21 protein-coding genes and 2 tRNA genes are annotated in these 23,115 nt (G+C 55.7%); 12 read left to right on the top strand and 11 right to left on the bottom strand.

Going from position 1 to position 23,115, the window contains the following annotated elements; all coding sequences use genetic code 11:
* Positions 1–139: 139 nt before the first annotated feature.
* Positions 140–1,636, top strand: coding sequence for an NCS1 family nucleobase:cation symporter-1 (locus AAER43_RS07915; protein ID WP_023332644.1), 1,497 nt, complete (start codon positions 140–142; stop codon positions 1,634–1,636).
* Between the two features lie 107 nt (positions 1,637–1,743).
* Positions 1,744–3,060: a guanine deaminase gene (gene guaD, locus AAER43_RS07910; RefSeq protein WP_050862045.1), complete on the top strand. Its 1,317-nt coding sequence runs from the start codon at positions 1,744–1,746 to the stop codon at positions 3,058–3,060.
* Here guaD and uraH read toward each other — a convergent pair.
* Together uraH and uraD are read right to left on the bottom strand one after the other, a co-directional pair.
* A complete protein-coding gene (gene uraH, locus AAER43_RS07905) occupies positions 3,040–3,363 on the bottom strand; it encodes a hydroxyisourate hydrolase (RefSeq protein WP_050862046.1) in 324 nt (107 codons plus the stop codon). The genes guaD and uraH overlap by 21 nt on opposite strands.
* Positions 3,360–3,860, bottom strand: a complete 501-nt coding sequence (gene uraD / locus AAER43_RS07900) for a 2-oxo-4-hydroxy-4-carboxy-5-ureidoimidazoline decarboxylase (RefSeq protein ID WP_050862047.1) — start codon at positions 3,858–3,860, stop codon at positions 3,360–3,362. The genes uraH and uraD overlap by 4 nt, the downstream gene beginning before the upstream one ends.
* A gap of 240 nt (positions 3,861–4,100) precedes the next feature.
* On the opposite strand from uraD, the gene hpxO reads away from it, so the two are divergent.
* The 3 genes from hpxO to AAER43_RS07885 are packed head-to-tail and all read left to right on the top strand — an operon-like array spanning position 4,101 to position 7,252.
* On the top strand, positions 4,101–5,255 hold the full coding sequence (gene hpxO, locus AAER43_RS07895; protein WP_023332640.1) for an FAD-dependent urate hydroxylase HpxO: 1,155 nt from the start codon (positions 4,101–4,103) through the stop codon (positions 5,253–5,255).
* A 15-nt stretch (positions 5,256–5,270) separates the two neighbouring features.
* A complete protein-coding gene (hpxD, locus tag AAER43_RS07890; RefSeq protein WP_014883280.1) occupies positions 5,271–6,305 on the top strand; it encodes a molybdenum cofactor-independent xanthine hydroxylase subunit HpxD in 1,035 nt (344 codons plus the stop codon).
* Between the two features lie 11 nt (positions 6,306–6,316).
* A complete protein-coding gene (locus tag AAER43_RS07885) occupies positions 6,317–7,252 on the top strand; it encodes a PDR/VanB family oxidoreductase (RefSeq protein ID WP_047028029.1) in 936 nt (311 codons plus the stop codon).
* Positions 7,253–7,384: 132 nt separating this feature from the next.
* Here AAER43_RS07885 and AAER43_RS07880 read toward each other — a convergent pair whose 3' ends face one another.
* Genes AAER43_RS07880 through AAER43_RS07865 form a run of 4 tightly spaced genes read right to left on the bottom strand, consistent with a single transcriptional unit; the run spans position 7,385 to position 12,302 of the window.
* On the bottom strand, positions 7,385–7,960 hold the full coding sequence (locus AAER43_RS07880; RefSeq protein WP_050862048.1) for a DJ-1/PfpI family protein: 576 nt from the start codon (positions 7,958–7,960) through the stop codon (positions 7,385–7,387).
* 22 nt (positions 7,961–7,982) lie between these two features.
* Positions 7,983–9,173, bottom strand: coding sequence for a glycoside hydrolase family 88 protein (locus tag AAER43_RS07875; protein ID WP_023332637.1), 1,191 nt, complete (start codon positions 9,171–9,173; stop codon positions 7,983–7,985).
* Positions 9,174–9,186: 13 nt separating this feature from the next.
* On the bottom strand, positions 9,187–10,467 hold the full coding sequence (locus AAER43_RS07870) for an oligosaccharide MFS transporter (protein WP_050862049.1): 1,281 nt from the start codon (positions 10,465–10,467) through the stop codon (positions 9,187–9,189).
* The gene (locus AAER43_RS07865; protein WP_050862050.1) at positions 10,464–12,302 is read right to left on the bottom strand and encodes a DUF2264 domain-containing protein; all 1,839 of its coding nucleotides are present in this window, start codon (positions 12,300–12,302) and stop codon (positions 10,464–10,466) included. The genes AAER43_RS07870 and AAER43_RS07865 overlap by 4 nt, the downstream gene beginning before the upstream one ends.
* A 228-nt stretch (positions 12,303–12,530) precedes the next feature.
* Here AAER43_RS07865 and AAER43_RS07860 point away from each other — a divergent pair, with 228 nt between their 5' ends.
* Positions 12,531–13,388, top strand: a complete 858-nt coding sequence (locus AAER43_RS07860; protein ID WP_050862051.1) for an AraC family transcriptional regulator — start codon at positions 12,531–12,533, stop codon at positions 13,386–13,388.
* Positions 13,389–13,442: 54 nt separating this feature from the next.
* On the opposite strand, the gene AAER43_RS07855 is transcribed toward AAER43_RS07860, so the two are convergent.
* A tRNA-Ser gene (locus tag AAER43_RS07855) sits at positions 13,443–13,530 on the bottom strand.
* 278 nt (positions 13,531–13,808) lie between these two features.
* On the opposite strand from AAER43_RS07855, the gene AAER43_RS07850 reads away from it, so the two are divergent.
* The 5 genes from AAER43_RS07850 (at position 13,809) to AAER43_RS07830 (ending at position 18,849) form a co-directional block, all read left to right on the top strand.
* Positions 13,809–14,945: a D-alanyl-lipoteichoic acid biosynthesis protein DltD gene (locus AAER43_RS07850; RefSeq protein ID WP_057057640.1), complete on the top strand. Its 1,137-nt coding sequence runs from the start codon at positions 13,809–13,811 to the stop codon at positions 14,943–14,945.
* Positions 14,946–15,073: 128 nt separating this feature from the next.
* Complete coding sequence (locus AAER43_RS07845) at positions 15,074–16,192, top strand: MBOAT family O-acyltransferase (protein ID WP_023332632.1); 1,119 nt, start codon at positions 15,074–15,076, stop codon at positions 16,190–16,192.
* Positions 16,189–17,622 carry an AMP-binding protein gene (locus AAER43_RS07840; RefSeq protein ID WP_045134642.1) on the top strand — a complete coding sequence of 478 codons (1,434 nt, stop codon included), beginning with the start codon at positions 16,189–16,191 and terminating at the stop codon, positions 17,620–17,622. The genes AAER43_RS07845 and AAER43_RS07840 overlap by 4 nt, the downstream gene beginning before the upstream one ends.
* 17 nt (positions 17,623–17,639) lie before the next feature.
* Positions 17,640–17,858 carry an acyl carrier protein gene (locus AAER43_RS07835; RefSeq protein WP_023332630.1) on the top strand — a complete coding sequence of 73 codons (219 nt, stop codon included), beginning with the start codon at positions 17,640–17,642 and terminating at the stop codon, positions 17,856–17,858.
* Positions 17,859–18,012: 154 nt separating this feature from the next.
* Entirely contained in the window at positions 18,013–18,849 is an 837-nt protein-coding gene (locus AAER43_RS07830; RefSeq protein ID WP_014883268.1) for an alpha/beta hydrolase, read from the top strand.
* A 66-nt stretch (positions 18,850–18,915) separates the two neighbouring features.
* Here AAER43_RS07830 and AAER43_RS07825 read toward each other — a convergent pair.
* Positions 18,916–19,003, bottom strand: a tRNA-Ser gene (locus AAER43_RS07825).
* A gap of 144 nt (positions 19,004–19,147) precedes the next feature.
* The gene (locus tag AAER43_RS07820) at positions 19,148–20,776 is read right to left on the bottom strand and encodes an ABC transporter substrate-binding protein (RefSeq protein WP_014883267.1); all 1,629 of its coding nucleotides are present in this window, start codon (positions 20,774–20,776) and stop codon (positions 19,148–19,150) included.
* A 269-nt stretch (positions 20,777–21,045) separates the two neighbouring features.
* On the opposite strand from AAER43_RS07820, the gene yccA reads away from it, so the two are divergent.
* Positions 21,046–21,705, top strand: a complete 660-nt coding sequence (gene yccA / locus AAER43_RS07815) for an FtsH protease modulator YccA (RefSeq protein ID WP_013097244.1) — start codon at positions 21,046–21,048, stop codon at positions 21,703–21,705.
* Positions 21,706–21,760: 55 nt separating this feature from the next.
* Here yccA and AAER43_RS07810 read toward each other — a convergent pair whose 3' ends face one another.
* Both AAER43_RS07810 and AAER43_RS07805 read right to left on the bottom strand, forming a co-directional pair.
* Positions 21,761–22,237 carry a hypothetical protein gene (locus AAER43_RS07810; protein WP_032637041.1) on the bottom strand — a complete coding sequence of 159 codons (477 nt, stop codon included), beginning with the start codon at positions 22,235–22,237 and terminating at the stop codon, positions 21,761–21,763.
* On the bottom strand, positions 22,234–22,989 hold the full coding sequence (locus tag AAER43_RS07805) for a winged helix-turn-helix domain-containing protein (RefSeq protein ID WP_032637043.1): 756 nt from the start codon (positions 22,987–22,989) through the stop codon (positions 22,234–22,236). Before AAER43_RS07805 ends, AAER43_RS07810 begins: the two co-directional genes overlap by 4 nt.
* Positions 22,990–23,115: the final 126 nt, after the last annotated feature.

Raw genomic sequence — 23,115 nt, 5'->3', positions numbered from 1 at the left:
ACTCCGTGCTTTACCTTTCGTTATCGAATCGTATACATAAAAATAAAATATTGCATACAAGATTTATTATTTTGGCCTGGATCCTGCAACACCGTTTGCACTCCCACTCAACGGGTTTTCATTCACAGGAGCAGGTTTCATGCCAAACAGTCAAAACGCGCAGCAGGGTACGGCCGCTGATTCCGGTGCGGTTTACAGCCCACGTCTTTGCAATGAGGATCTGGCACCCACGCGTGACCAGAACTGGAGCTGGTACAACATCTTTTCATTCTGGATGTCGGACGTTCACAGCATGGGGGGATATGTGGTCGCCGCGAGCTTCTTTACGCTCGGGCTGGCAAGCTGGCAGGTGTTACTCTGCCTGCTGGTGGGGATTTGTATTGTGCAACTGTGCGCCAACCTGGTCGCAAAACCGAGCCAGATGGCGGGCGTGCCCTATGCCGTGATCAGCCGTCAGGCGTTCGGCGTCTTTGGGGCGAACATTCCGGCGGTGATCCGCGGGCTTATCGCCTTTGCGTGGTATGGCATCCAGACCTACCTGGCCGCCAACGCCCTGATGCTGGTGGCACTGAAGTTCTGGCCGTCGCTCTCTTCACTCACCACCGGCGCGTTCCTCGGCCTGTCACATCTGGGCTGGATCTGCTTCGCCATCATGTGGGTATTGCAGGCGATGGTTTTCTGGCACGGGATGAGCGCCATCAAGCGCTTCATTGATATCGCCGGTCCGGCGGTCTACGTAGTGATGCTGGCCCTTGCGGGCTGGATTGTATACAAGACCGGTTTTGACGGGATCTCCTTTACCCTCGCCAGCAAATCCCTGACCGCGGGCGAGCAAACCTGGCAGATGATCACCGCGACCGCGCTGGTGGTCTCCTACTTCTCCGGCCCGCTGCTCAACTTTGGTGACTTCTCCCGCTACGGGAAAAGCATGGGGGAGATCCGCCGCGGTAACCGCTGGGGTCTGCCGTTTAACTTCCTGCTGTTCTCCATCGTCACCGTGGTGATTGTCTCCGGTACCCAGTCGCTGTTTGGCCGCATGATCACCGACCCGATTGAAACCGTCAGCCGTGTGGGTAACGATCTGGCCGTGGCGATTGGCCTGCTGACGATGATCACCGCCACCATCGGGATTAACATTGTGGCGAACTTTGTCTCGCCAGCCTTTGATTTCTCTAACTGCTCGCCGCAGAAGATCAGCTTCCGCACCGGGGGAATGATTGCTGCCGTCGGCTCGATCCTGCTCACCCCGTGGAACCTGTTCAACTCACCGGAGTTAATCCACTACACCCTGGACGTGCTCGGGGCGTTTATCGGCCCGCTGTTCGGCATACTGATTGCCGATTTCTACCTGATTAAACGCGGCAAGGTGTCGGTTGACGACCTGTTCGATGACACGCCAAAGGGCAAATACTGGTATCGCAACGGCTTTAACCCGAAAGCCATCGGCGCGCTGATCCCGTCCGTTGCCGTGGGCCTGGTGATTAGCTTTATCCCGGCCCTGCATGAGGTGGCGAACTTCAGCTGGTTCATCGGCGTCTTCCTCGGCGGCGTGACCTACCGCTGGCTGGCGCGGGAAGATCGCGAGACAGCAGGCGCGACGACGTTCAGCTCCCGCGTGGCAACGCAAAAAGAGTAACCCTTCCCTCCTCCTCTGGCCGCAGCGTAACTGCGGCCCGTTCATTCTGGCACTGTTCTTGCTGCGCTTTCTCACCCCGCTACGCAAACACGAAGGCAGGAACCATGATGGAATACCAGACTGCGATACGCGGTACATTTTTTGACATTGCCCAGGTCTGCGACAGCGCAGACACCATTGCCGAACACGCGCGCTACCTTGAGGACGGGCTGCTGTTTATTCAGAATGGCCACATTCTGGCGCACATGGCGTGGCAGGAGGGCGAGCAGTATCTTGACCCGCACAAAGGCTACACTGACCTGCGCGGCAAGCTGCTGCTGCCCGGTTTTATCGATACCCATGTGCATTATCCGCAAACGGAGATGATCGGCGCCTTTGGCGAGCAGCTGCTGGAGTGGCTGACCACCTATACCTTCCCGGTGGAGAGCCAGTTTGCCGATGAAGCCTACGCGAAAGAGATCGCCGAATTTTTCATTAACCAGTTGGTGAGCAATGGCACCACCACCGCGCTGGTGTTCTGCACGCTGCATCCGGAATCGGTCGAGGCGCTGTTTACTGAGGCGCTGCGCCTCAACATGCGCCTTATCGCCGGGAAGGTGATGATGGACAGACACGCGCCTGACTACCTGAGCGAGGATGCGAAACAGAGCTACCGGCAGACGCGCGAGCTGATCCAGCGCTGGCATCACCGGGGGCGGCTGGGCTATGCCATTACGCCACGCTTTGCCCCGACGTCATCCCCCGAGTTGCTCGCCGCGGTCAGCCTGCTGAGAGAGGAGTTTCCGGATACCTGGCTGCAAACCCATCTGAGCGAAAACCCAAACGAAGTGGCCTGGGTGAACGACCTCTGGCCGGAGCATGAACTCTATCTGGACGTGTATCACCACTACGGCCTGACCGGCGAGCGCAGCGTGTTTGCCCACGCCATCCACCTGCACCACAGCGAGTGGCAATGCCTGCATGACACCGGTTCGGCGGTGGCGTTTTGCCCCACATCGAACCTGTTTCTCGGTAGCGGGCTGTTTCGCCTGCCCGCCTGCTGGCAGCACAGAGTGCGGATGGGCATCGGCACTGACGTGGGCGCGGGCACCACCTTCAGCATGCTGCGTACCCTGGGGGAAGCGTACAAGGTGGGTCAGCTCCAGAGCTACCGTCTCCGCGCCAGCGAGGCGTTTTACCACGCCACGCTGGGCGGCGCGCACGCCCTCCGGCTTGACGAGAAGATTGGCAACTTCACGCCCGGCAAAGAGGCGGATTTCGTCGTCATCGACCCGGACGTAACGCCGCTGCAGCGCCTGCGCAATCGCCGCTGCCAGGACATTTACGAGCAGCTCTTTGTGCTGATGACCCTGGGCGATGAGCGCAACATCAGCGAAACCTGGGTCAACGGCGTGCAGGTGTGGTCAGCTGCCCCGGTAGGTTGACCAGCCGCCGGGCGCAATCACAAACGGCAGATGGAAATGCTCGTCTGCCGATTCTCCCGTCACAAACTCAATCTGCGCGCAGGGATAGATCGTCTCGCGGCCTGTGTCGCTAAACCACTTACCGATTTCGGCCACCAGCCGGTAGCGGCCTTTTGCCAGGTTCGGGACGAATTCTGTGATGCGCCCACTGGCGTTCGTGACGCCAGTCGCCATGATCTCCCCGTCCCGCTCAAGATGAACCATCACGCCCTCGGCGGGTTTCCCCGTTGAAATATCGAGAATATGGGTGCTGAGTGTGCTCATTCGCTAATGACTCCTTCCAGCCGCAGCAGCGTAATTTCCCGCAGCTGTTCCAGCGCGGTCAATACTTCCTGCGTATCGTTGTTTTCCAGCCGCGCGTTCAGCGCCTGTAAGATCTCTTCTCCGCTGCGGCCCTTCGCGCGGATAAGAAAGACCCGTCCGAAACGGGCTTCATAGCGGGCGTTTCCTTCCCGTAACGCCTGCGTCAGGGCAGCATCGCGGTCATTCACCGCGCCCTGTTCCTGCCGCGACAGTGCTGCCTCCGCCTGGGAACCCGCTGGCTTTTCCCCGATACGCGGATGGGCGCTCAGGGCTTGCGTTAACGCCGTCTCATCCCAGCGTTGCGTCAGCGCCAGTGCCGTACTGAACACGTCTTCCCGGCGGGAATAGGGCCGCCCGCGCACCAGGGCTTCAGCCCAGCCGGGGATCGCCACGCAGGGGTGGAGCCGCGCGAGAGCCTCTTTCTCAGGAAGCCGATTAAAGTCGTGCAGTGCGATCATAGTATCTCCTTGATTATCCTCTTTCAGGTCATTGCACAAACCACGCCACTCCTTTGCCTGAGCGTGAAACAGTTGATTCCGTATAGCTCAACTGGAAATTTTTGATTCAAAAAAAGGCAAGCTCACCGCGTCTGCGCACCTTAGCAGTGCAAACCTGCCCTTCTCAACGCCGTTTTCATCCCTTTGCAGCCTGGTACGCAAATTGCTGAATGGCTTTACACCCTGCAAAAGGAGAGAAGCATGAAAGCAATCGTTATTGGTGCGGGAATTGGCGGCCTGAGCGCCGCTGTTGCGCTGAAGAAAGCGGGCATCGACTGTACCGTGTTTGAAGCCGTCAAAGCGATCAAGCCCGTCGGGGCGGCCATATCCATCTGGCCTAACGGCGTGAAATGCATGCAGCACCTCGGCATGGGCGACATCATCGAGACGTACGGCGGGCCGATGCGTTTTATGGCCTACAAAGATTACCGGCGCGGCGATACCCTGACCCGCTTTAGCCTCGCGCCGCTGGTCGAGCGCACCGGCGGGCGTCCCTGCCCCGTCTCGCGCGCGGAACTTCAGCGCGAAATGCTGGACTTCTGGGGGCGCGATAACGTGCAGTTTGGCAAGCGCGTCGAACGTGTCCGGGAAGATGACGCGGGCGTGAGCGTCACCTTCACCGATGGCACCGCGGCAACCGGGGATTTTCTGATTGCCGCCGACGGCAGCCACTCGGCGGTTCGTCCGTATGTGCTGGGGTATACGCCGGAGCGCCGCTACGCCGGTTACGTGAACTGGAACGGGCTGGTGAAGATTGATGAAGAGATTGCCCCGGCGCACCAGTGGACCACCTTCGTTGGTGAGGGCAAACGCGTATCGCTGATGCCCGTCTCCGGCGGACGCTTCTACTTCTTCTTTGACGTGCCGCTCCCTGCGGGTCTGGCAGAAGATCGCACCACCCTGCGTGCCGATCTCACGGGCTACTTCCGCGGCTGGGCGCCGCCGGTGCAAAAGCTTATCGCCGCGCTCGATCCTGACACCACTAACCGGATTGAAATCCACGACATCGAACCGTTCGATACCCTGGTGCGCGGCAACGTCGCGCTGCTTGGTGATGCCGGGCACAGCACCACGCCGGATATCGGCCAGGGCGGCTGTGCGGCGATGGAAGATGCCGTGGTGCTGGGCGAATGCCTGCGAGAGAACCATCACATTACGCTCGCGCTGCGACAGTACGAAGCGCTGCGCTGCGACCGGGTGCGTGACCTGGTGCTGAAGGCGCGCAAACGCTGCGACGTCACCCACGGCAAAGACATGACGTTGACGCAGGCCTGGTATCAGGAGCTGAAAGAGGAGACCGGGGAGCGCATCATCAACGGTCTGTGCGAAACCATTCAGGGCGGCCCGTTAGGCTGAACAAGAGGGACAACGATGAAAAGAGAACCGACTCCACCCGCCCACTGCACCTTTGAGCCAGAGGACTGGCTGCGCCTGGCGAAATGCTGGCATCCGGTTGCACGCGCCTGCGACATCGGCCCGGCACCGGTTAAAGCAACCCTGCTGGATGAACAGCTGGTCATTTACCGGATTAACGACCAGGTCGTGGTCGCCCGGGATGTCTGTCCGCACCGCGGCGTACCGCTGACGCTCGGCTTTCACGATGAGCACGGCATTATTTGTCCGTACCACGGCTTACGCTTCGGAGAGGACGGGCGCTGCAACCGTATCCCGTCCAGCCCCGACCAGCCCGTTCCGGCGAAGCTGAACCTGATTAACTACGCCGTGGAGGAGCGCTTTGGCCTGATCTGGACCTGTCTGGCCTTTGACCCGGACAATCCGGTACCGCTGCCCGCCATGCCGCACTGGGATGACGACGGATTCCAGCAGATTAACTGCCCGGCGTTCGAGGTGAATGGCTTCGCCGGCCGCCAGGTGGAAGGATTTCTGGACGTGGCGCACTTTGCCTGGATCCACACCGATACCTTTGCCGATCCCAATAATCAACTGGTTCCCACCTATCAGCCGCAGGAGACGCCGTTCGGTTTCGTGGCCGATTACTGGAGTTCCGTGAGCAACTATCCCGCCAGTTCAGACGTCCAGGCTCCGGAGGGCTTCCAGTGGCTGCGTCATTTTGAAATGCATCTGCCGTTTACCGCCACGCTGACGATCCATTTCCCGGGGGAATCCCGACTGGTGATTATGAACGCCGCGTCGCCAGTATCATCGCGGGTGACCCGGATGTTCGCCCCTATCGCGCGCAACTTCGATCTGCATATTCCGGTGGAAGATGTGCATGCCTTCAATCTGCGCATTTTTGAAGAAGACCGTCTGATGGTCGAAACCCAGCGCCCGGAAAGCCTGCCGCTGGATCTGACGCTCGAAGCCCATATCCCGGCGGATAAAAGCTCGATTGCCTACCGTCGGGGACTGAAAAAGATGGGATTCGGCGAATTTTTCCTGGTATGACGGAGGCCAATATGTTGAGCGTTATCGTTGATGGGCTGTGGCGTGAGGGGGATAAAAGCCTCGCCGTCAGGCTGGTGGCGGAAAACGGCGCCGCGCTACCGGCGTGGCAGCCCGGCGCGCATATTGATGTGCACCTGCCCTGCGGCCTGGTGCGCCAGTATTCCCTGACCGGAGCCTGTGAGGACGAGGGGTATCTTATCTGCGTGGGGCGCGAAACCGCCTCGCGCGGCGGGTCGCGCTACGTTCACGAGACGCTGCGGCCTGGACAGAAACTCACGATCTCCGCCCCACGCAATCTGTTCCCGCTCGTTCAGGCAGAGCGGGTTTTACTCCTGGCTGCGGGCATTGGCATTACGCCGCTGTTTGCGATGGCCCTGCAGCTGAAGGCGGCCGGAACGCCGTTTACGCTGCATTATTACGTTAAAAATCGCGAAAGCGCGGCGTTTGTTCGGGAACTCTCAAAGTACGGTGAGTGCATCATTCATACCCTCAGCCCCCGCTCAGCGCTGGCAGAACATCTCCCCATACCGGAAGCGGGACTGCATGCCTGGGTGTGCGGACCTGCGGGTTTTATGGAGAAAGTCCGCAATGTGGCAACGACGAAGGGATGGGATAACGTCCACATTCACAGCGAGGCGTTTCAGCCTGCTGCGCCTGCCGCTGGTCATGAAACCGGCGAGATCTTTACCGTTAAACTGGCCTCCACCGGGGAGCGCTGGCCGGTGCCTGCGGATAAGACCATTGCCCAGGTCTTACAGGCAAACGGCGTAGACGTACCGCTGTCCTGTGAAATGGGGATCTGCGGCGCCTGCCTGACGCCGGTGATTGACGGCGTGGTGGATCACCGGGACAGCGTGCAGTCGGAGGCGGAAAAAGGCGCAACAAACCAGCAGGTGGCGCTGTGCTGCTCGCGGAGCCATTCGGGGGAGCTGGTGATTGGGCTGTAAAACGACATCAACATTTTAGCGGCCCTTCTTGCCGGGTGGCGCTGTGCTTACCCGGCCTACAATCCGTAACAATATCAATATATTGCACTATTCATTGTAGGCCCGTGCAAGCGTAGCGCCGCCGGGCGAAACTCACACATCGCCGTTACCCTGCCACGCGTACTCAATATGGCTGGCCTGCTCGCGCGCCAGGGCATCATCGCCCTGTAATCGCGCCGCCAGGGTAAAGGCGAAATCAAATACGTTACCCAGGCCGCGACCGCTCAGCAGATTGCCGTCTTCCACCACCTCGGCATCGACGTACCTGCCCTCGCCGACTGTTTTCCACAGATCGCCGGAACAGACGTAGCGGCGCCCCTTCAGCAGCCCGTTACCGCCCAGCACACGGGCGGCGGCGGAACAAATCGGGCAGATATATTTGCCCATTTCATCGTGGCGGCGGACGAAGGCGATGACCTCCGCGCTTTTCGCCAGGTTAACGCTGCCCTCCGGGCCGCCCGGTAACACTACGGCGTCAAAGGTGCAATCGAAACTGGCTTTCAGGGTGCTGTCCGCCACCATTGAGATGGCGTGATAGCTCACCACTTCGCGGCTCTCGCCGCAGGCAATCGTCTGCACCGTAATATTCAGGCGACGCAGGATATCGATGGTGACGATCGCTTCCCCCTCTTCAAAACCGGGGGCCAATAGCACGGCTACGCTTTTCATTTTGCTCTCCATTGCTTCAGGGTTACCAGTACGGGTGCCAAATCTGTCGCAGCCGCGCCAGCAGCTCGAGATAGAAATAGTCTCCCCAGCTACAGCACTGATCGACCCCCTTGCCGCTGCCCATATGATAAACCGAGTGTTGCAGCAGCCCTTCGGTCGGATCGTCGTCGTGGGCAAGGTAGTTATCGGTCAGCGACAGCGCAATACGCAGCGCCATCTCTTCGTAATACGCACGGTTTGCGTCGAGCGTCGGCAGCGCCTTGACCAGCTCCAGCAGACCACAAGCGGCAATCGCCGCCGCTGAACTGTCGCGCACGGCGTCAGTGCCGAGCAGCGCCAGATCCCAGTGGCACACATCATCTTCCGGCAAACGGTTGAGGAAGTAATGTGCCAGGCTGCGTGACAGCTCAACCATCTGCTTATCGCCAGTGTGCTGATAGCTGAGCAGGAAGCCGTAAATGCCCCATGCCTGCCCGCGCGACCAGCACGAGGTGTCGCTGTAGCCCTGATGGGTATTACCAAAGCGCGGCTCACCCGTCTGGACATCCATATAGTATGTGTGATACGTCGAGGCATCTTCCCGCACGATATAGTTCGCAGCCTGTCCGGCGTGAGCCGTCGCCGCTTGTGCATAGCGCGGATCCCCGGTCTGTTCGCTGGCCCAGTACAGCAGCGGCAGGTTCATGTTGCAGTCGATGATCATTCGCCCCTGCTGCTCCGGGTCGTTTAAATCACCCCATGCCTGGATAATCCTGGCCGTTGGGTTAAAACGCTCCATCAGGCGCTCGGCTGCCAGCAGCGCCGACCGGCGAGCGGCTTCGTTGCCGGTTAGGCGCCAGGCGCTGATGCAGGAGAGCGAATAGAGAAAACCAAGATCGTGCGTTGCCGTGTCGATACGCTGCTCAATACGCCGGGCGAACGACGGTAAATAGCGCTCGGCGGCGTCACGATAATGCGCTTTGCCCGTCATCTCCCACGCCAGCCACAGCTGGCCTGGCCAAAAACTGGTGGTCCATTCCACGTTATCGGTGCGCGGCCAGACGCCCTTCTCACAGGCTTCGCCAGGGAATTTATCGCCGAAGGCAACAATATTTTTGTCGAGCTTGCGCGTTACGCGGGTTAACGCCGCTTCCAGCTTCTGGCTCAAGGCCAGGCGATCGACCTGATGCAGTTCGATCGGCCGCAGCGCTTCGGTGATAACAGATTTGGTCATAACAACTCCTGAATTAATGTTTGGCCGGTTCAACCGGGGCGGAATCTAATGCCGGAGCAAAGGGGCGTGAGACATCGCACTTAGACTGGCAGCGCGACAGCGTAAAGGCGGAAATCAGCGTAAATATCAGGGCGCAGCAGCCCATCAGCAGATAGGTATGCTCAAAGCCTATCCTGTCGTACAGATAGCCAGCAGGTGGGGCGACCACAATCGACCCCACGTAAATCATCGCCTGGTAGCCCAGCAGGTACATCGTGGCGTTAACCCGACGATGGAAATGTTCGGCGATGTATTTGAAGACCGAGATCAGCAGCAGCGCGATCTCGACGCCATAAAACGGTTTGATGATAGAGATCACTATCGGGTCACTGGTGAGTCCGGAGGCGATCAGACGAGCCCCTACCACGCAGCCGCAGAACACCAGGCCGCGCTTGGCGCCGTAGTGATTCACCAGCCACGGGATACACATCATCATCAGGAATTCCATACCCGACTGGACGGTGCTCAGGTAGCCGTACCAGGCATTTCCCTGCTCTTTGGTGGCGAAGAATGATACGAAGTAGCGCGGGAATTGCTGTTCGGCGATAAACATCATCCACGCCACCCCGGCGACGTAGAGGCTGAACATCCAGAATTTGCGGTTTTTCAGGAGCATCAGCACATCGGCGAAGACAATCTTATTGGCGGAAATAACGCTGTTATTACGCAGCTGCTCATCGCCGATTTTGAGGCTAATCAGCACCAGCAGCATCAGTACCGAGGTACCGCTGCTGAGCAGAAAGTTGGCCAGCGGCGTGACGTTAAACAACAGCCCGGAGACCGAAGCCGCCATCGCCCAGCCCAGCGAACCCCACATTCTGATGCGGCCAAACTCCAGCCCGTACAGGCGGCTAAAGCGGTCAGCGTAAGATTCAGACGCCGCCACGCCAGCGTACCAGCCCAGGCTCAGATACAGCGCGCCGATGATAATCCCGGCCATCGCATGGCTTTCCAGCAGCGGCTGGTATACCAGCGCAAAAAACGGTGCCATCAGCGCAGAAATGGTGCAGACAAAATAGAGCAGCCACTTGCTCATGCCGATTTTGTCCATGATGTAGCCATACACCGGCTTCAGGACCACCGCAAAGACGCCATTGATGGCGAACACGCTGCCGATAGTGATGCTATCGAGGCCCACTTTCTGGCTCAGCCACAAGGCGTACAGGCCAAAGCTGGATGACCAGGTGAAGAAGTAGAGAAAAATAAAGGTACTCATTTTGTACTGTGCGGCGCGTACGGACGATGATGTGCTCATAGCGATGTCTCCGGGGCCAGAACGAGCGTCGTTTCTTGTCGTGCCATCACGAAGCGTACCGCGTCATCGCTAATGAAGGCCTGCGGGCAGTGTTGCGGATCGAAGCCTGCGGCATTTCCCGCCCACACCGCGCTTATCAGCAAATGCGTGCCGGGATCGAGTTCGCCGCGCAGCAGCGGCACTGCCGCGCGCTCGGCAAACAACAGATTACTGTTTGGTGGCGTCACCACCGTTTCGCCGCGGCGGGCGTGCGGATGTAAACAGAAAATGGCTGAGGCATCCTGGGCATTGCGTAACCAGCAGGCGCTTTCCATCTCCTGCGCCTGCGGCTGTGGGCGGTTCGCGAGGCTAAAGCCCCCTTCCGCGCAATCCAGCTCGCGTTGAGTATTGATACGATGGACGCGCAGTTGCCAGTCGCCCAGCGCCAGCAGCCAGCTCTCAATCACCACGTCGCGCCACGGCAGCCAGCGGCTGTATATGGTACCGTCGGCGGTGACCACGTGCTGGCATGCACGGCGGCCACGCCAGTAGTTATCTTTTTCGGCCAGCAGCAGCATCGAATCGGGTGCGGCATGGTTCAGGCCATAGCGCCCGCGTTCGAGGGTGAAGCCAAAGCGGGTGGAATAGGCAAATTTGCAGTATTTCGCTTCGGTATTCACGAAGTTGTTCAGCTCCAGCTGGCCGGACGTCAGCATCCACAGGTGATCGGCCTGATGCACCACCACCTGATCCGCGTGGGCTATCGTGTGCTGCGCGGGTAATGGCGGCAGCGGCAGCTCGGCCGCCTGCCAGAAGGCGTCGCCCTCATCTAATGCCAGTACCAGCAGGGTCTTTAGGCCCCAGTACGGTGAACCCGGCGCGTTGTAGTCTTCCGCCATCACCAGATTCGGGTAGCTGTAGCCGACGCTCAGTATGCCGTCACGGTCGAATATCGGCTGCTTCAGCCACCAGCGCAGATGGCGCAGCACGATGCCCTTAATCACGCCCGGCGAAAAGACCTCCAGCCCGGCGAAAGCCGCCGCACTCCAGAACGCCGCCTCGGCAAAGCGGTAGGTCAGGCTACGGCCAAACGGGATCGCCGCGCCGTCTTCGGCAAAGAAATGAATGAAGTCAGAGGAGAAACGCGCGGCGCGATCGCGCAGGGTTGCGCACCGCGTTGGATCGACATCGGCCATTAGCTTCGCGTAAATCAGTCCATAGAAATGGAAGCCCATCGAGATGTAATAGTCGCGCGGCCGGCCCGGTCCATCGGAGTACCAGCCATCGCCAAGATAGTAGTGCTCCATGGCAGCGAAATGATTTTCCAGCGCCTGCGGATGGGTCGGCATGCCACAATAATGGAAGCCAACCTGCACCAGAATCGGAAAGAAGTGCCAGTTGTTATCGGGGATATCCTGGGTCTCGCACTGCTTTAGCCAGCGCCATAGATTCTCTTTCTCCGTCTCAGTGAAATGTGCCAGTACGGTTTCGCCCGCCAGCGCCAGCAGTAACCCGTAAGCCGCCATTTCGACGATTCGCTGATCGAAAGGACCGACATCGCCCCAGTAATCAGCATGCTGCGGATTGGTGCCGTTTTTTATCGCCTGTAAATAGAAAGAGAAGTGTTGCGGCTCGCTGCCGCCAGCCAACAATGGCGTGATGCCCCACAGCAGACGGGAAAAGGTTTCCATGCTCGCGACCTGCTGGCCGTAGTGAGCGGTAAAGTTCGCTAAATCAATGCGGCTGGCGTCTTTTTTAAAATAAGGCGTCACCGCGTTCAGCATATCGTTAACCAGCCGCAGTACCTCATCACGGCTCGTCAGTGGGTTATCCACATGAATATTTTCAGGTTGCACAGGGTCCTCCCGCATAACACGAGGGTAGAGATAAGTTATTGTTATTTGGCTTATTAAAGCCACGAGTGCGACGTCTGAATGAAGAGTAACCGCTTTTATTCCCGGTGCTGAGTGAGCAGACTCACAAAATTAAACCGGCATTTCATTTTTGCTGGATTTTGTCGTTCGAGAGAGGGATAAATTACAAATGATGGTCTAAAAATTTAAATCTGTTGTCCTGGAGGGAAAATGGGTGAAACGCAACTGCTGGAACGCATTACGCTCGATCGGCAGGCCATTTCATTTAACCGCATGTACACCACCAGCGCGGTTTACTACCACTGGCATCAGTGCGTTGAATTGCTCTATATTTCCAGCGGTTATGGCATCGTGGTGGTGGACAATCAGCACTACACCGCCCGTCCGGGGCGTTTATTTGTCTTCCCGCCCTTCCGTTTGCACAAAGTGCAGGTCGATCATAGCGATAAGAACCCCTATCACCGCACCACCATGCACATTGCGCAATCGGTCGTCGAAAGTGCGCTCAGCACCTTTCCGCGCCATCAGGCTCGCTTCGCCTCGCTGGCCGCCAGCAATCTCCCGGCACAAATTTACGATCTCAGCACGCACGCGGCGTTTATTGAGAGAATACTTGAACAGTTTCAGCGCCTGGAGGACAACGCGCAGACCGAAGCCTGCGAGGTGGCATTTCTGGTGATGCAGTTGATGACATGTCTGCCCGAGCAGCCGCAGCCCTACCCGCCGCGCCAGCAGACCGTCGCCTCGCGGATAATGAGCTGGGTCGAAGCCCACTATGCCAGCAAGTTTTCGCTCGATCGGTTAGCGCACGACCTGGGGCTCTCGCGAAGCTATACCTCACGCATTTTCCGCCAGCAGACCGGCGGTAGCATCCACGAATATTTGCTGACCCGGCGGATTAAAAGCAGCTGCGATCTCTTACGGTACAGCGGTGAGCCTGTTGACGCCATTGCACTGGCAGTGGGGTTTAGCGAGGTGACCTATTTCATTACCTGCTTTAAAAAGATGATGCGTCAGACGCCGCTGCAGTATCGACGGAGTAACTCCGGCACCAGAATTCCCGGTTAAGGCGGTTTTAACAAACAAAAAACCCAGGTCGCATAACGACCTGGGTTTCGAATTTGGCGGAAGCGTAGAGATTCGAACTCTAGAACCCTTTCGGGTCGCCGGTTTTCAAGACCGGTGCCTTCAACCGCTCGGCCACGCTTCCAAAGTGAGGCGCACTATAAACATCTATTAGCGCCTTGTAAAGCAGGAATTTTTCTATTTCTACGCCCTGGCGTTTAACTGCACAAAAAATCGCTCATTCCCCGATCCCCGCGTCGCTCTCTCCCACTTGTACATACCGTTACACGGCAACGCTCATCCTTCTAAATCGCTCTGGTATAGAATGCCCCAAAATAGACGGCCATTTGTTGTGTAATTGTTATAAAGCCGGTTATTAACGGATTTTAGAAAATTGCCGCCATGTAGTCTTACTGGTTAATGATGAAAATCAAAAATACGTTTTGCTTACATATCCTGATGGCAGCCCTGGCCATTTTATTCCTCAGCATTCACCCGCTGGTGACCAGCTTTGATCCGCCGCTTAAATTCCAGCCGCTGATCAAATCCATGGCGGGCACAACGAAAGAACAAGCGGAAAAAATTGCCACCATTTCCCATACCCTGGAGGGGAATGCCATTTTCTTCATTGGTGCCTCTGAAGTTGCCACCTCCGAAGATGAACATTACGCGGTCTATCATTATTTTAATCAGCAATTACACCAACCCGTCGTGGCGTATGGCGATGCGTTTGTCGATGATGAAACACAATTTTTACTGTTTTCACGTTTTAAAAATAGCCTTAACGCAAACAGTAAAGTGGTTTTATTGTTGGCACCTGACAGCTTTTACTCAAAAGGTCTGCCACCCGCTATCTATGCGGATAATTTTCCGGGCTCTGTTTTTGATCCCCTGATGAAGGATCCGCAGGCACGTCCGATCCTCGTGAATTATTTAAAACATATTGATGCTAAAGAGATAAGCCATTTAACCTTTGGGCAAATGCGTGTCTTCGGCTGGCACCCCGATCTGATTTGGGATGAGATCGGTTTCCAGTTCGCTAATTTTTGTACCCTGATAAAAAACGACTGGCTGTCGCTGCTCAATATCAGGCCTGAGACGGCGCAACCCTGGCCGCAACAGCCAACCACCCACATGACTCCGGACTGGAATAAAGAGCTGGCGAATGCCCGTGAATTAAATAAAGTTCGCCAGCAAAGCGCGGCGACCCTGTGGATGGACAAAACGATTTACGAAGAGGACGGTAAGCCGCAGCAGTGGGATGACACGCCGGTGGTGCCCGGCCAATTCGCTGCGTTCAGGAAAACCGTCCAGCTGCTGAAGGCACATCACGTGCAGGTCATTGCTATCGTCGACCCGGTTAACCCGTGGGCGCTTTACCATACCGATACTTTCCGCCCGTACGATAAGCAAATTCAATCCATTCTGAAAGAGAACCAGATCCCTTATTTAGATATGTACGCTATGCCTTATCAGAATGGCTGGAACTGGGACCGACTGCACCCGACTGAACTGGCCTGGGTGCCTATGCTTCGCTTTATTGCACAGAGTTTTAAATAATGAAAATCGCGATCCGTCTGTTTTTCCTTTATCTCCTGCTTGGGATCACCATCGTCGCGTGGACCGCTGTCGATGACAGCATGAGTATGCAACTGCATTTTGAATATCAGAAATTCTGAGGCCGAATGATGTACAGCTCAGGACTGTTTTTTGTCTGTTTATTTTCATCGGCACTGGTATTTGCGCTGATTAATCGCCTGCTGCGCCATCGCCTGACCTGGTTATCGTCCTTGGCCGTCCTGACAGCATTGGGCTGGGGCTATATTTTTCAGGGCGATTATCGTATTCCGGCGATCGTTTTTGGCTGTTTTTATCTTTTCGCCACGTTAAAAGAAAAAGGATGGTTAAAAACCTGGCAGGCGATCGTGTTAACGCTGCTGCCACTGTTTTTGGTGAAATTACATTTTAATCACCATCTCGGCATGATCGGTCTCTCTTTTATGACCTTTCGCGCGGTGGATGTGCTGTTGTATCGCAGTAAAAAAGAGGGCCAGAATATTCTGCACTATTTCTGCTACCTCTTTATGCCCTTTATTATTCTGGCCGGGCCGATGTATCGCTGGCGGACATGGATGAGCGATGTGAATAAACCCGCATTCACCCTTAACCGTGAACAATGTTTAACAGCGTTAGAGCAGATCGTCACCGGTATCATCCAGAAGTTCCTGTTTGCCATGCTGATCGATTCGCTTGTGGTGCAGCCCTGGAGCCATAAGCCGTTTTCGCTGACCGTCGGCGTGGTGATGTCGATTGCTTACAGCGCCTATCTGTACTTTGATTTTGCAGGTTACAGCAATATGGCCATCGGTGCCGGGCGCTTATTCGGGCTGAATATTCCGGCAAACTTCAATATGCCGCTGCTTGCAAAGAACCCTCAGGACTTCTGGCGGCGCTTCCACATCAGCCTGTCTGAATGGCTGCGCGATGTGGTGTTTATGCCCGTCTATATGAACCTGATGAAGTTCAACTTTTTCCGTCAGAACAAAACGCTGGCGCAAAATATCGGTATTTTTTGCACCCTGTTCTGCATGGGGGCATGGAATGGCCTGGAACGCCATTATGTCATCAGCGGCGCGCTGTTTGGCGCCATTTCTGTCGCACACAACATGCTGCTGTGGTCAGCCAAACGCAGCCCGGCATTACACCGCGGTTTGCAGTATCCGGCAGTTGCGTTTTTGGGGCGAATTCTGACGCTGGGCAGCGCCGCAGGATCCCTTTACATCTTTAGTGGAATGTCTCCTCTATGAAATATCACACCGATCTACAGGAACTGCAGGATTTCTTACGTGCGGCATTGCGCGATCCCGCCTCCCCGCAGCAGCTGGCCATCACGGGTAGCGACGAAACCCTCAGCTGGCTACAGCTTTCCGCCGCCGTGATGGACTGGGCGGAACGCTATCAACGCTGCAAGCCTATCGAAGGCACACCGGTCGTATTATATGGTCATCAGCAGGCCGAGTTCGCCGTGGCGATTTATAGCTGCCTGTTGCACAACATTCCGTACATCCCGGTGGATTGCATCTACCCGCAGGAGCGGCTCCGGGAGATTTGTAGCCTGGCCAGTGTCCCTTACTATTACGACGTTGCAACCCGGCAGTTTATTGCCACCGGTGAAGCGGGCAAGGTCCTGGAAGAGCAGGATCTGGCCTATATCATGTTTACCTCAGGCAGCACCGGCAAACCGAAAGGCGTGCAGATTGGACGTGAGAGCGTCTGGCACTTCATGAAATGGGTCAGCCAGGACTTTTCCCTGCCGGCAAAACCGGTGCTGATGAACCACGCGGTGTTCAGCTTTGACCTCTCCCTGATCCCTTTGCTGGCGAACCTGGCGATGGGCGGACACATCGTGCTCAACGCCAAAGAGGATATTCAGAAAGAGAACTGGCTGGCGCGACTCAAAAGCAACGCGGTCTCCGCCTGGGTGTCCACGCCCTCTTTTGCCTACCAGCAGCTGCTGTCCCCGCAGTTTAACAGCGAGTATTTGCCTGAACTCGGCGTCTTTATCTTCATTGGTGAAGTGCTGAATAAAGCGCTGGTTAAACAGCTGCGCCGCCGTTTCCCGCAGGCCAAAATCATCAACTCCTATGGCCCAACGGAAGCGACCATCGCGACGACGGTGGTTGAAATTACGGATGAGATCCTTAACCAGGACAGCGCCGTGCTGCCAGTGGGGGTCATGATGCCGGAGAGCAGAATGGACATTTCCGCCGAGGGCGAGCTGATTATCTGGGGTAAAAACGTCATGCGCGGCTACCTCGGCCTGCCGCAGGAGAACGCGGCAAAATTACTGCATCGGGAAGATGACGCGTGTCGCGGCTACCGGACCGGCGATCTGGGTTATGAAGCGGGGATGATCTATTGCCAGGGTCGCAACGATAGTCAGGTCAAACTGAATGGCTACCGTATTGAAATCAACGAGATCGAAAACCGTCTGCTGGCCATGTCCGGCATTAATGAAGCGGTAGTGATGCCGCTGATGAAACCCTGCGGCAGCGTGCTGCGTATTGCCGCGTTCTGCGTGACGGAAATGGCACCGGACACGATCAAAACCTCGCTGTCGAAAGTGGTTCCCCACTATATGGTGCCTTCACAAATTATCGTAAAAGACGCGTTGCCGCTGAACCCTAACGGCAAAATTGACCGCAAATTGCTGGACGCTTACGCCCGCACTCATTAATTATCCCAGGAAACATAATGGAAAACGAAATTCTCGCCCTGTTCGAAAAAGTATTATCCCGTAAAGTAGGCTTTCACGATGAGCTGATTGAATCTGATATTCTCGACTCTATTCTGGCAGTCGATATGGTGCTGGAAGTGCAGGACGTTTACGGCTGTATGATCCCGCCAACTGACGTAGCGACGGTGTTGAAGACCCCGGCAGATCTCGCCCGCTATATTGAAGAGAACCGCTAAGCCCCACTGTATGACCCCGCCCTGGGGGCTCTGGCGCACCGCGCCAGAGCCCTGAATGCAAAATGAATACCTTTCACGGGAATGAAACCCACCGCTGATATGATTTCTCCTACACTTTAGGGGTCGTGTTGTTTTTAACAGAGGAGTCTGCGGTATGGCATTCGTAACAACGAAAGACGGCGTCAACATTTACTACAAAGACTGGGGTCCGAAAGAAGCTCAACCCATTGTTTTCCATCACGGCTGGCCATTGAGTGCCGATGACTGGGATAACCAGATGCTCTTCTTCCTTGCAGAGGGCTATCGCGTTATCGCTATCGATCGTCGTGGTCATGGACGTTCGGATCAGGTCAGTGAAGGTCACGATATGGATCATTATGCGGCCGACGCGTCGGCCGTGGTTGAAAGCCTGGATCTGCACAATGCCGTGCATGTCGGTCACTCTACCGGCGGCGGCCAGGTCGCCCGCTATGTAGCGAAATACGGCCAGCCGCAGGGGCGCGTCGCCAAAGCGGTGCTCGTCAGCGCCGTTCCCCCGCTGATGGTCAAAACAGAGAATAACCCCGGCGGGACACCCATCGAGGTGTTTGACGGCTTCCGTAGTGCGCTGGCAGCCAATCGCGCGCAGTTTTACCTCGACGTAGCCAGCGGCCCTTTTTACGGTTTTAACCGGGATGGCGCGGAGGTTTCACAGGGTACGATTCAGAACTGGTGGCGTCAGGGAATGATTGGCAGTGCCAAAGCGCACTATGAGGGGATTAAGGCGTTTTCAGAGACTGACCAGACGGAGGACTTAAAAGCCATCACGGTTCCCGTTCTGGTAATGCAGGGCGATGACGATCAGGTCGTACCGTATAAGAATGCCGCCCTTCTGCAGGACAAGCTGCTGGCGAACAGCGTGCTGAAAATTTATCCAGGCTTCCCGCACGGGATGCACACCACGCATGCGGAGACCATCAACGCGGACATTCTGGCGTTTATCCGTTCATAAACGTCAGGTTTTAAATTCACGCCAAAAGAAAAACCCCAGCTTAACGAGTAAGCTGGGGTTTATATCTGGCGGAAGCGCAGAGATTCGAACTCTGGAACCCTTTCGGGTCGCCGGTTTTCAAGACCGGTGCCTTCAACCGCTCGGCCACACTTCCTAAGTGAGGCGAACTATAAACACCTCACCGCGTGCTGTAAAGAGTGGCTGCAATCGTTCGCTGTAAAAATAGCCAAAACGCGTTTAATCGGTTGAACTGACGACATATCGGCGATTTTAACAGCATAACATTCAGCCCGCCCTCTTAATGCTTTTTGATGTACATGTCTTTTGTGAAATAGTACCCGAGCTTATCCGGTGTGAATCCCCCTACCCACGGTTTGACCAGGTGGGTACGAACGTAGTGATAAACCGGAATGGCTGGCACATCACGGCCAAGCAGATCCTCCGCCTGCTGGTAGAACTTACCCCGTTCCCCGGCTGTTTTCGCTTTCGCGGCGTTGATCAGGGCCTGGTCGTACTCCGGATTGCTGTACTGGCTGGTATTTTCGCTGTCGCCGGTACGGAAGTTGTTCAGGAAGGTTGCTGCATCGTCGTAGTCCGCAATCCATGCGTAACGCACCGCGTCAAAGTTGTGGGTGTGCATGGTATCCAGCATGGTTTTCCACTCCTGATTTTGCAGCTTCGCGTCCACGCCGAGGTTTTTCTTCCACATGGAGCTGGCGGCAATCGCGATACGCTGGTGCGATTCAGAGGTGTTATAAAGCAGGTTGAAGCGCAGAGGATGGCTTTCGTTATACCCCGCTTCGCTGAGCAGTTTTTTCGCCTCCGTGATGCGCTTGTCCAGCGGCCAGCTGGCGTAATCCGGGTTCTGCAGCTTGACCCCACCGATGTCCGGCTGGCTAATCAGCCACGCCGGACGCTGCCCCTGCCCTAACACTTTCCCGGCAATGATGTCTTTATCCAGCGCCATATTCAGCGCCTTACGCACGCGCGCGTCGTTGAACGGCGGGCGCGTGGTGTTGAACTCGTAGTAATAGGTCGCGAGCTGCGGTGAAACGTCCAGCTCGCTGCCAAGGGTTTTCTTCAGCTGGGCAAACTGGTTAATGGGGACCGTGTAGACAATATCAATTTCACCCGCTTTATAGCGGTTCACATCTGAAGCTTCAGAGGTGATGGGCAAATACGTCACTTTGTTGATAACGGTATGCGCATTATCCCAGTAGCGCGCGTTACGCTCCGCCACAATGCGTTCGTTGACCACCCACTGAGAAAGTTTATACGCCCCGCTGCTGACGAAATGCTCCGGCTTGGTCCACTTATCGCCAAAACGCCCAATCAGCACTTTGTCCACCGGTACCAGCGACGGGTGCGCAAGCATCGCAAGGAAAGCCGCGTTTGGCTGCGTGAGCGTCACTTCCAGGGTGGTGTCGTTAATCGCTTTTACCCCCAGCGTATCGGGGGCTTTTTTCCCCTGGGCGATATCGGCCGCGTTGGCAATATGCATGTTGCCCGGATAGCTGGCATACGGTGACGCCGTTTTAGGATCGATCAGGCGCTGCCAGCTCCAGACCACATCTTCTGCGGTAATCGCTGTCCCGTCGCTCCAGGTGATGCCCGGCCGCAAATGGAACGTCCAGACGGTATTGTCTTTGTTCTCCCACTTTTCCGCCAGCCGGGGCTGAATTTCACCCGTCGGGGAGACGCTCACCAGACCTTCGAATAAATCGCTGATAATATTGAATTCGACATCGCTTTCGACTTTATGCGGATCGAGCGAAGCCGGTTCACTGCCATTATTTCTGACCAGTTCCTGTTTCTCTGCCAGCGCGGTTCCTGCCGGGACGTTAGCCGCCCAGGATGCCGTACTGGCGCACAGGATCCCGGCGGTAAGTAAAGAGAGTGTAAAGCGCGTGCGTGTTTGTGGTTTCATGTCCTTCGCCTTATTGTCTGTTTTATGACGATCCGGAGATAACTCTTAGCGCCCTAAGGGTAATAACGCAATATTTTTCAGTAACCTATAAGAGGTTGATCTGGTAAATTTTCTAAAACCGCTGTTCATTCTGGTGAAATGCATTTCTGCAGAAGAAATAACCATCTCCTTCGCTAACGTGCTGAGTAAAGATGGGTAAAACCACTTTGAGACTGGCTCGCCGTTTCCTATTCTTTCCGCTAATTACATCTGTCATAAGAGAGTGACTCATGGATCGTATTATTACTTCTTCACGCGACCGCACATCGCTACTCAGTACCCACAAGGTGCTGCGCAATACCTATTTCATGCTCAGCCTGACGCTGGCGTTTTCGGCGATCACTGCCACCGCCAGCACCGTGCTGATGCTGCCGTCTCCGGGGCTGATCCTGACGCTGGTGGGGATGTATGGGCTGATGTTCCTGACCTACAAAACCGCGGATAAACCGGTCGGTATTCTGTCAGCGTTCGCCTTCACCGGCTTCCTGGGCTATATCCTGGGGCCGATTCTGAACGCGTATCTGTCTGCCGGTATGGGCGACGTGATTGGCATGGCGCTGGGCGGTACCGCGCTGGTGTTCTTCTGCTGCTCGGCCTACGTGCTGACCACCCGTAAGGACATGTCCTTCCTCGGCGGTATGCTGATGGCGGGTATCGTGGTGGTGCTGATTGGTATGGTGGCTAACATCTTCCTGCAGCTGCCTGCCCTGCATCTGGCGATTAGCGCGGTGTTTATCCTGCTGTCATCTGGCGCGATCCTGTATGAAACCAGCAACATCATTCACGGCGGTGAGACGAACTACATTCGCGCCACCGTGAGCCTGTATGTATCGCTGTATAACATCTTCGTCAGCCTGCTGAGCATTCTGGGCTTCGCCAGCCGGGATTAATTTGCATCACTGATACGAAAAAAGAGAATGCCCATGGCATTCTCTTTTTTTTGTCTTATTCTCCCCGGCAGATATAGGTAGGATAACGCCGGTCCTGAATCAGCCACACGGCGGGCGACAGTTCAGAGATCGTCAGGTAGTAACGTGCGGTCGGATAGGCGAAGCTTCCCCATTGAGCATCCGGGGTATTGTCATTGTGTCGACGCCAGGTTTTGGTGTAGCTCAATACAATGACGTTATCATCTTTCCGTTGCTCCCAGGTAAAGTCGACATCCCTGTCAACGATCAAACATTGCCCGCCAGCCCTTGCCGCGCCTTTGTAAGTCGTCAACCCGGTTCCATCCTGATGAAAATAGAACTGAGCAAAGGTATTGACCTTCACCTCACTTGCTTTTCCCTCATTGCGCGTGAAATTAAATTCTGTACTGCAGGCAAGCACATCCTTTTTACCCAGGCCGCCAGAATAGTAAAAAAGCGCTATTGCACCACCAACCAGTACACCGCTCAGCCCAAAAATAAGTTTTATTTTCATTTTTCAGCCCCGCTTTTATAACGAATGGTTTTGCACAGTCTGGTTTTACTTCCCGGGCAGGCACCAATGAAAACCTCATCCGCGGCGGAAATAGCAAAACGGGCGCTGAAATAATAAATATTATACTCTTCTCGCTCGCATGCCACGTTATTCGCCTCCAGCTGTTTTGCTAATTTCGATAACACTAACGGCCGTCCATGATCGTTAATTATCCAGATACTGCAACGCGCAATTTTTTCCTTAACTGGCGTGAGTTTCGCCGGAACGGTTATCCCCTGCGGGCGGCTAAAGTACAGGCATCCCCCTAGTGCAGCGACGATCGCGACCGCCGTAATCGCCCCCCTTTTCAGGAATGTGCGCCGCGGCTTTACGTCTTGCTGTTCAACCGGAGACTGAGAATCAACGGGTTGAATATTCTCCCGAGGCTGAAAAATCACATCGGCCTCAAAACGAAATCCATAGCGGGGTACGGTCACGATAAATTCATGCCCCTCTCCCAGCGACTGAAAGCTTTTACGTAATTCGCTTACCGCTTTATTGAGATTATTTCCTGATGGCGTAAAGCCGAACGCTTCCCACACGCGAGCGATCAATTCATCCCGGCTAAGGTCACGACCTCTGTGCTTAATAAACTCCTGTAAAAGACGAACGGCCGGTGCCGAAAGCGTTAATACAGACTCGGGTTGTCCAACAAGACTTATTGCATGTGATTCAGGATCGAATAACAACGAATTATTGCATATAAAAAACATCTTTTATTCTCGGCTGTTACCGCATGCTTTTTAATCCCTGGTACATCGACATGAAAATCACCTCCTGATCTGCTTATTTTGTAATCAGAAGGAATTTTCTTCCCATCCCTGGTCGCGGTATTTTCG

The sequence above is a fragment of the Enterobacter sp. FUJ80071 genome, from assembly GCF_038739915.1.
In the GTDB taxonomy this organism is placed as follows: Bacteria; Pseudomonadota; Gammaproteobacteria; order Enterobacterales; family Enterobacteriaceae; genus Enterobacter; species Enterobacter kobei.
The sequence above is the reverse complement of the archived record's forward strand: the minus strand, read 5'-3'. Positions and strand labels throughout refer to the sequence as shown.

Coding starts and splice junctions, on each gene's coding strand:
- AAER43_RS07875 (WP_023332637.1), bottom strand. CDS start 9,173: ATGACCAAATCTGTTATCACCGAAGCGCTGCGGCCGATCGAACTGCAT.
- AAER43_RS07840 (WP_045134642.1), top strand. CDS start 16,189: ATGAAATATCACACCGATCTACAGGAACTGCAGGATTTCTTACGTGCG.
- AAER43_RS07845 (WP_023332632.1), top strand. CDS start 15,074: ATGTACAGCTCAGGACTGTTTTTTGTCTGTTTATTTTCATCGGCACTG.
- AAER43_RS07915 (WP_023332644.1), top strand. CDS start 140: ATGCCAAACAGTCAAAACGCGCAGCAGGGTACGGCCGCTGATTCCGGT.
- uraD (WP_050862047.1), bottom strand. CDS start 3,860: ATGATCGCACTGCACGACTTTAATCGGCTTCCTGAGAAAGAGGCTCTC.
- AAER43_RS07835 (WP_023332630.1), top strand. CDS start 17,640: ATGGAAAACGAAATTCTCGCCCTGTTCGAAAAAGTATTATCCCGTAAA.
- AAER43_RS07820 (WP_014883267.1), bottom strand. CDS start 20,776: ATGAAACCACAAACACGCACGCGCTTTACACTCTCTTTACTTACCGCC.
- hpxD (WP_014883280.1), top strand. CDS start 5,271: ATGAAAAGAGAACCGACTCCACCCGCCCACTGCACCTTTGAGCCAGAG.
- AAER43_RS07805 (WP_032637043.1), bottom strand. CDS start 22,989: ATGTTTTTTATATGCAATAATTCGTTGTTATTCGATCCTGAATCACAT.
- uraH (WP_050862046.1), bottom strand. CDS start 3,363: ATGAGCACACTCAGCACCCATATTCTCGATATTTCAACGGGGAAACCC.
- hpxO (WP_023332640.1), top strand. CDS start 4,101: ATGAAAGCAATCGTTATTGGTGCGGGAATTGGCGGCCTGAGCGCCGCT.
- AAER43_RS07885 (WP_047028029.1), top strand. CDS start 6,317: ATGTTGAGCGTTATCGTTGATGGGCTGTGGCGTGAGGGGGATAAAAGC.
- AAER43_RS07830 (WP_014883268.1), top strand. CDS start 18,013: ATGGCATTCGTAACAACGAAAGACGGCGTCAACATTTACTACAAAGAC.
- yccA (WP_013097244.1), top strand. CDS start 21,046: ATGGATCGTATTATTACTTCTTCACGCGACCGCACATCGCTACTCAGT.
- AAER43_RS07870 (WP_050862049.1), bottom strand. CDS start 10,467: ATGAGCACATCATCGTCCGTACGCGCCGCACAGTACAAAATGAGTACC.
- AAER43_RS07810 (WP_032637041.1), bottom strand. CDS start 22,237: ATGAAAATAAAACTTATTTTTGGGCTGAGCGGTGTACTGGTTGGTGGT.
- guaD (WP_050862045.1), top strand. CDS start 1,744: ATGGAATACCAGACTGCGATACGCGGTACATTTTTTGACATTGCCCAG.
- AAER43_RS07880 (WP_050862048.1), bottom strand. CDS start 7,960: ATGAAAAGCGTAGCCGTGCTATTGGCCCCCGGTTTTGAAGAGGGGGAA.
- AAER43_RS07860 (WP_050862051.1), top strand. CDS start 12,531: ATGGGTGAAACGCAACTGCTGGAACGCATTACGCTCGATCGGCAGGCC.
- AAER43_RS07850 (WP_057057640.1), top strand. CDS start 13,809: ATGAAAATCAAAAATACGTTTTGCTTACATATCCTGATGGCAGCCCTG.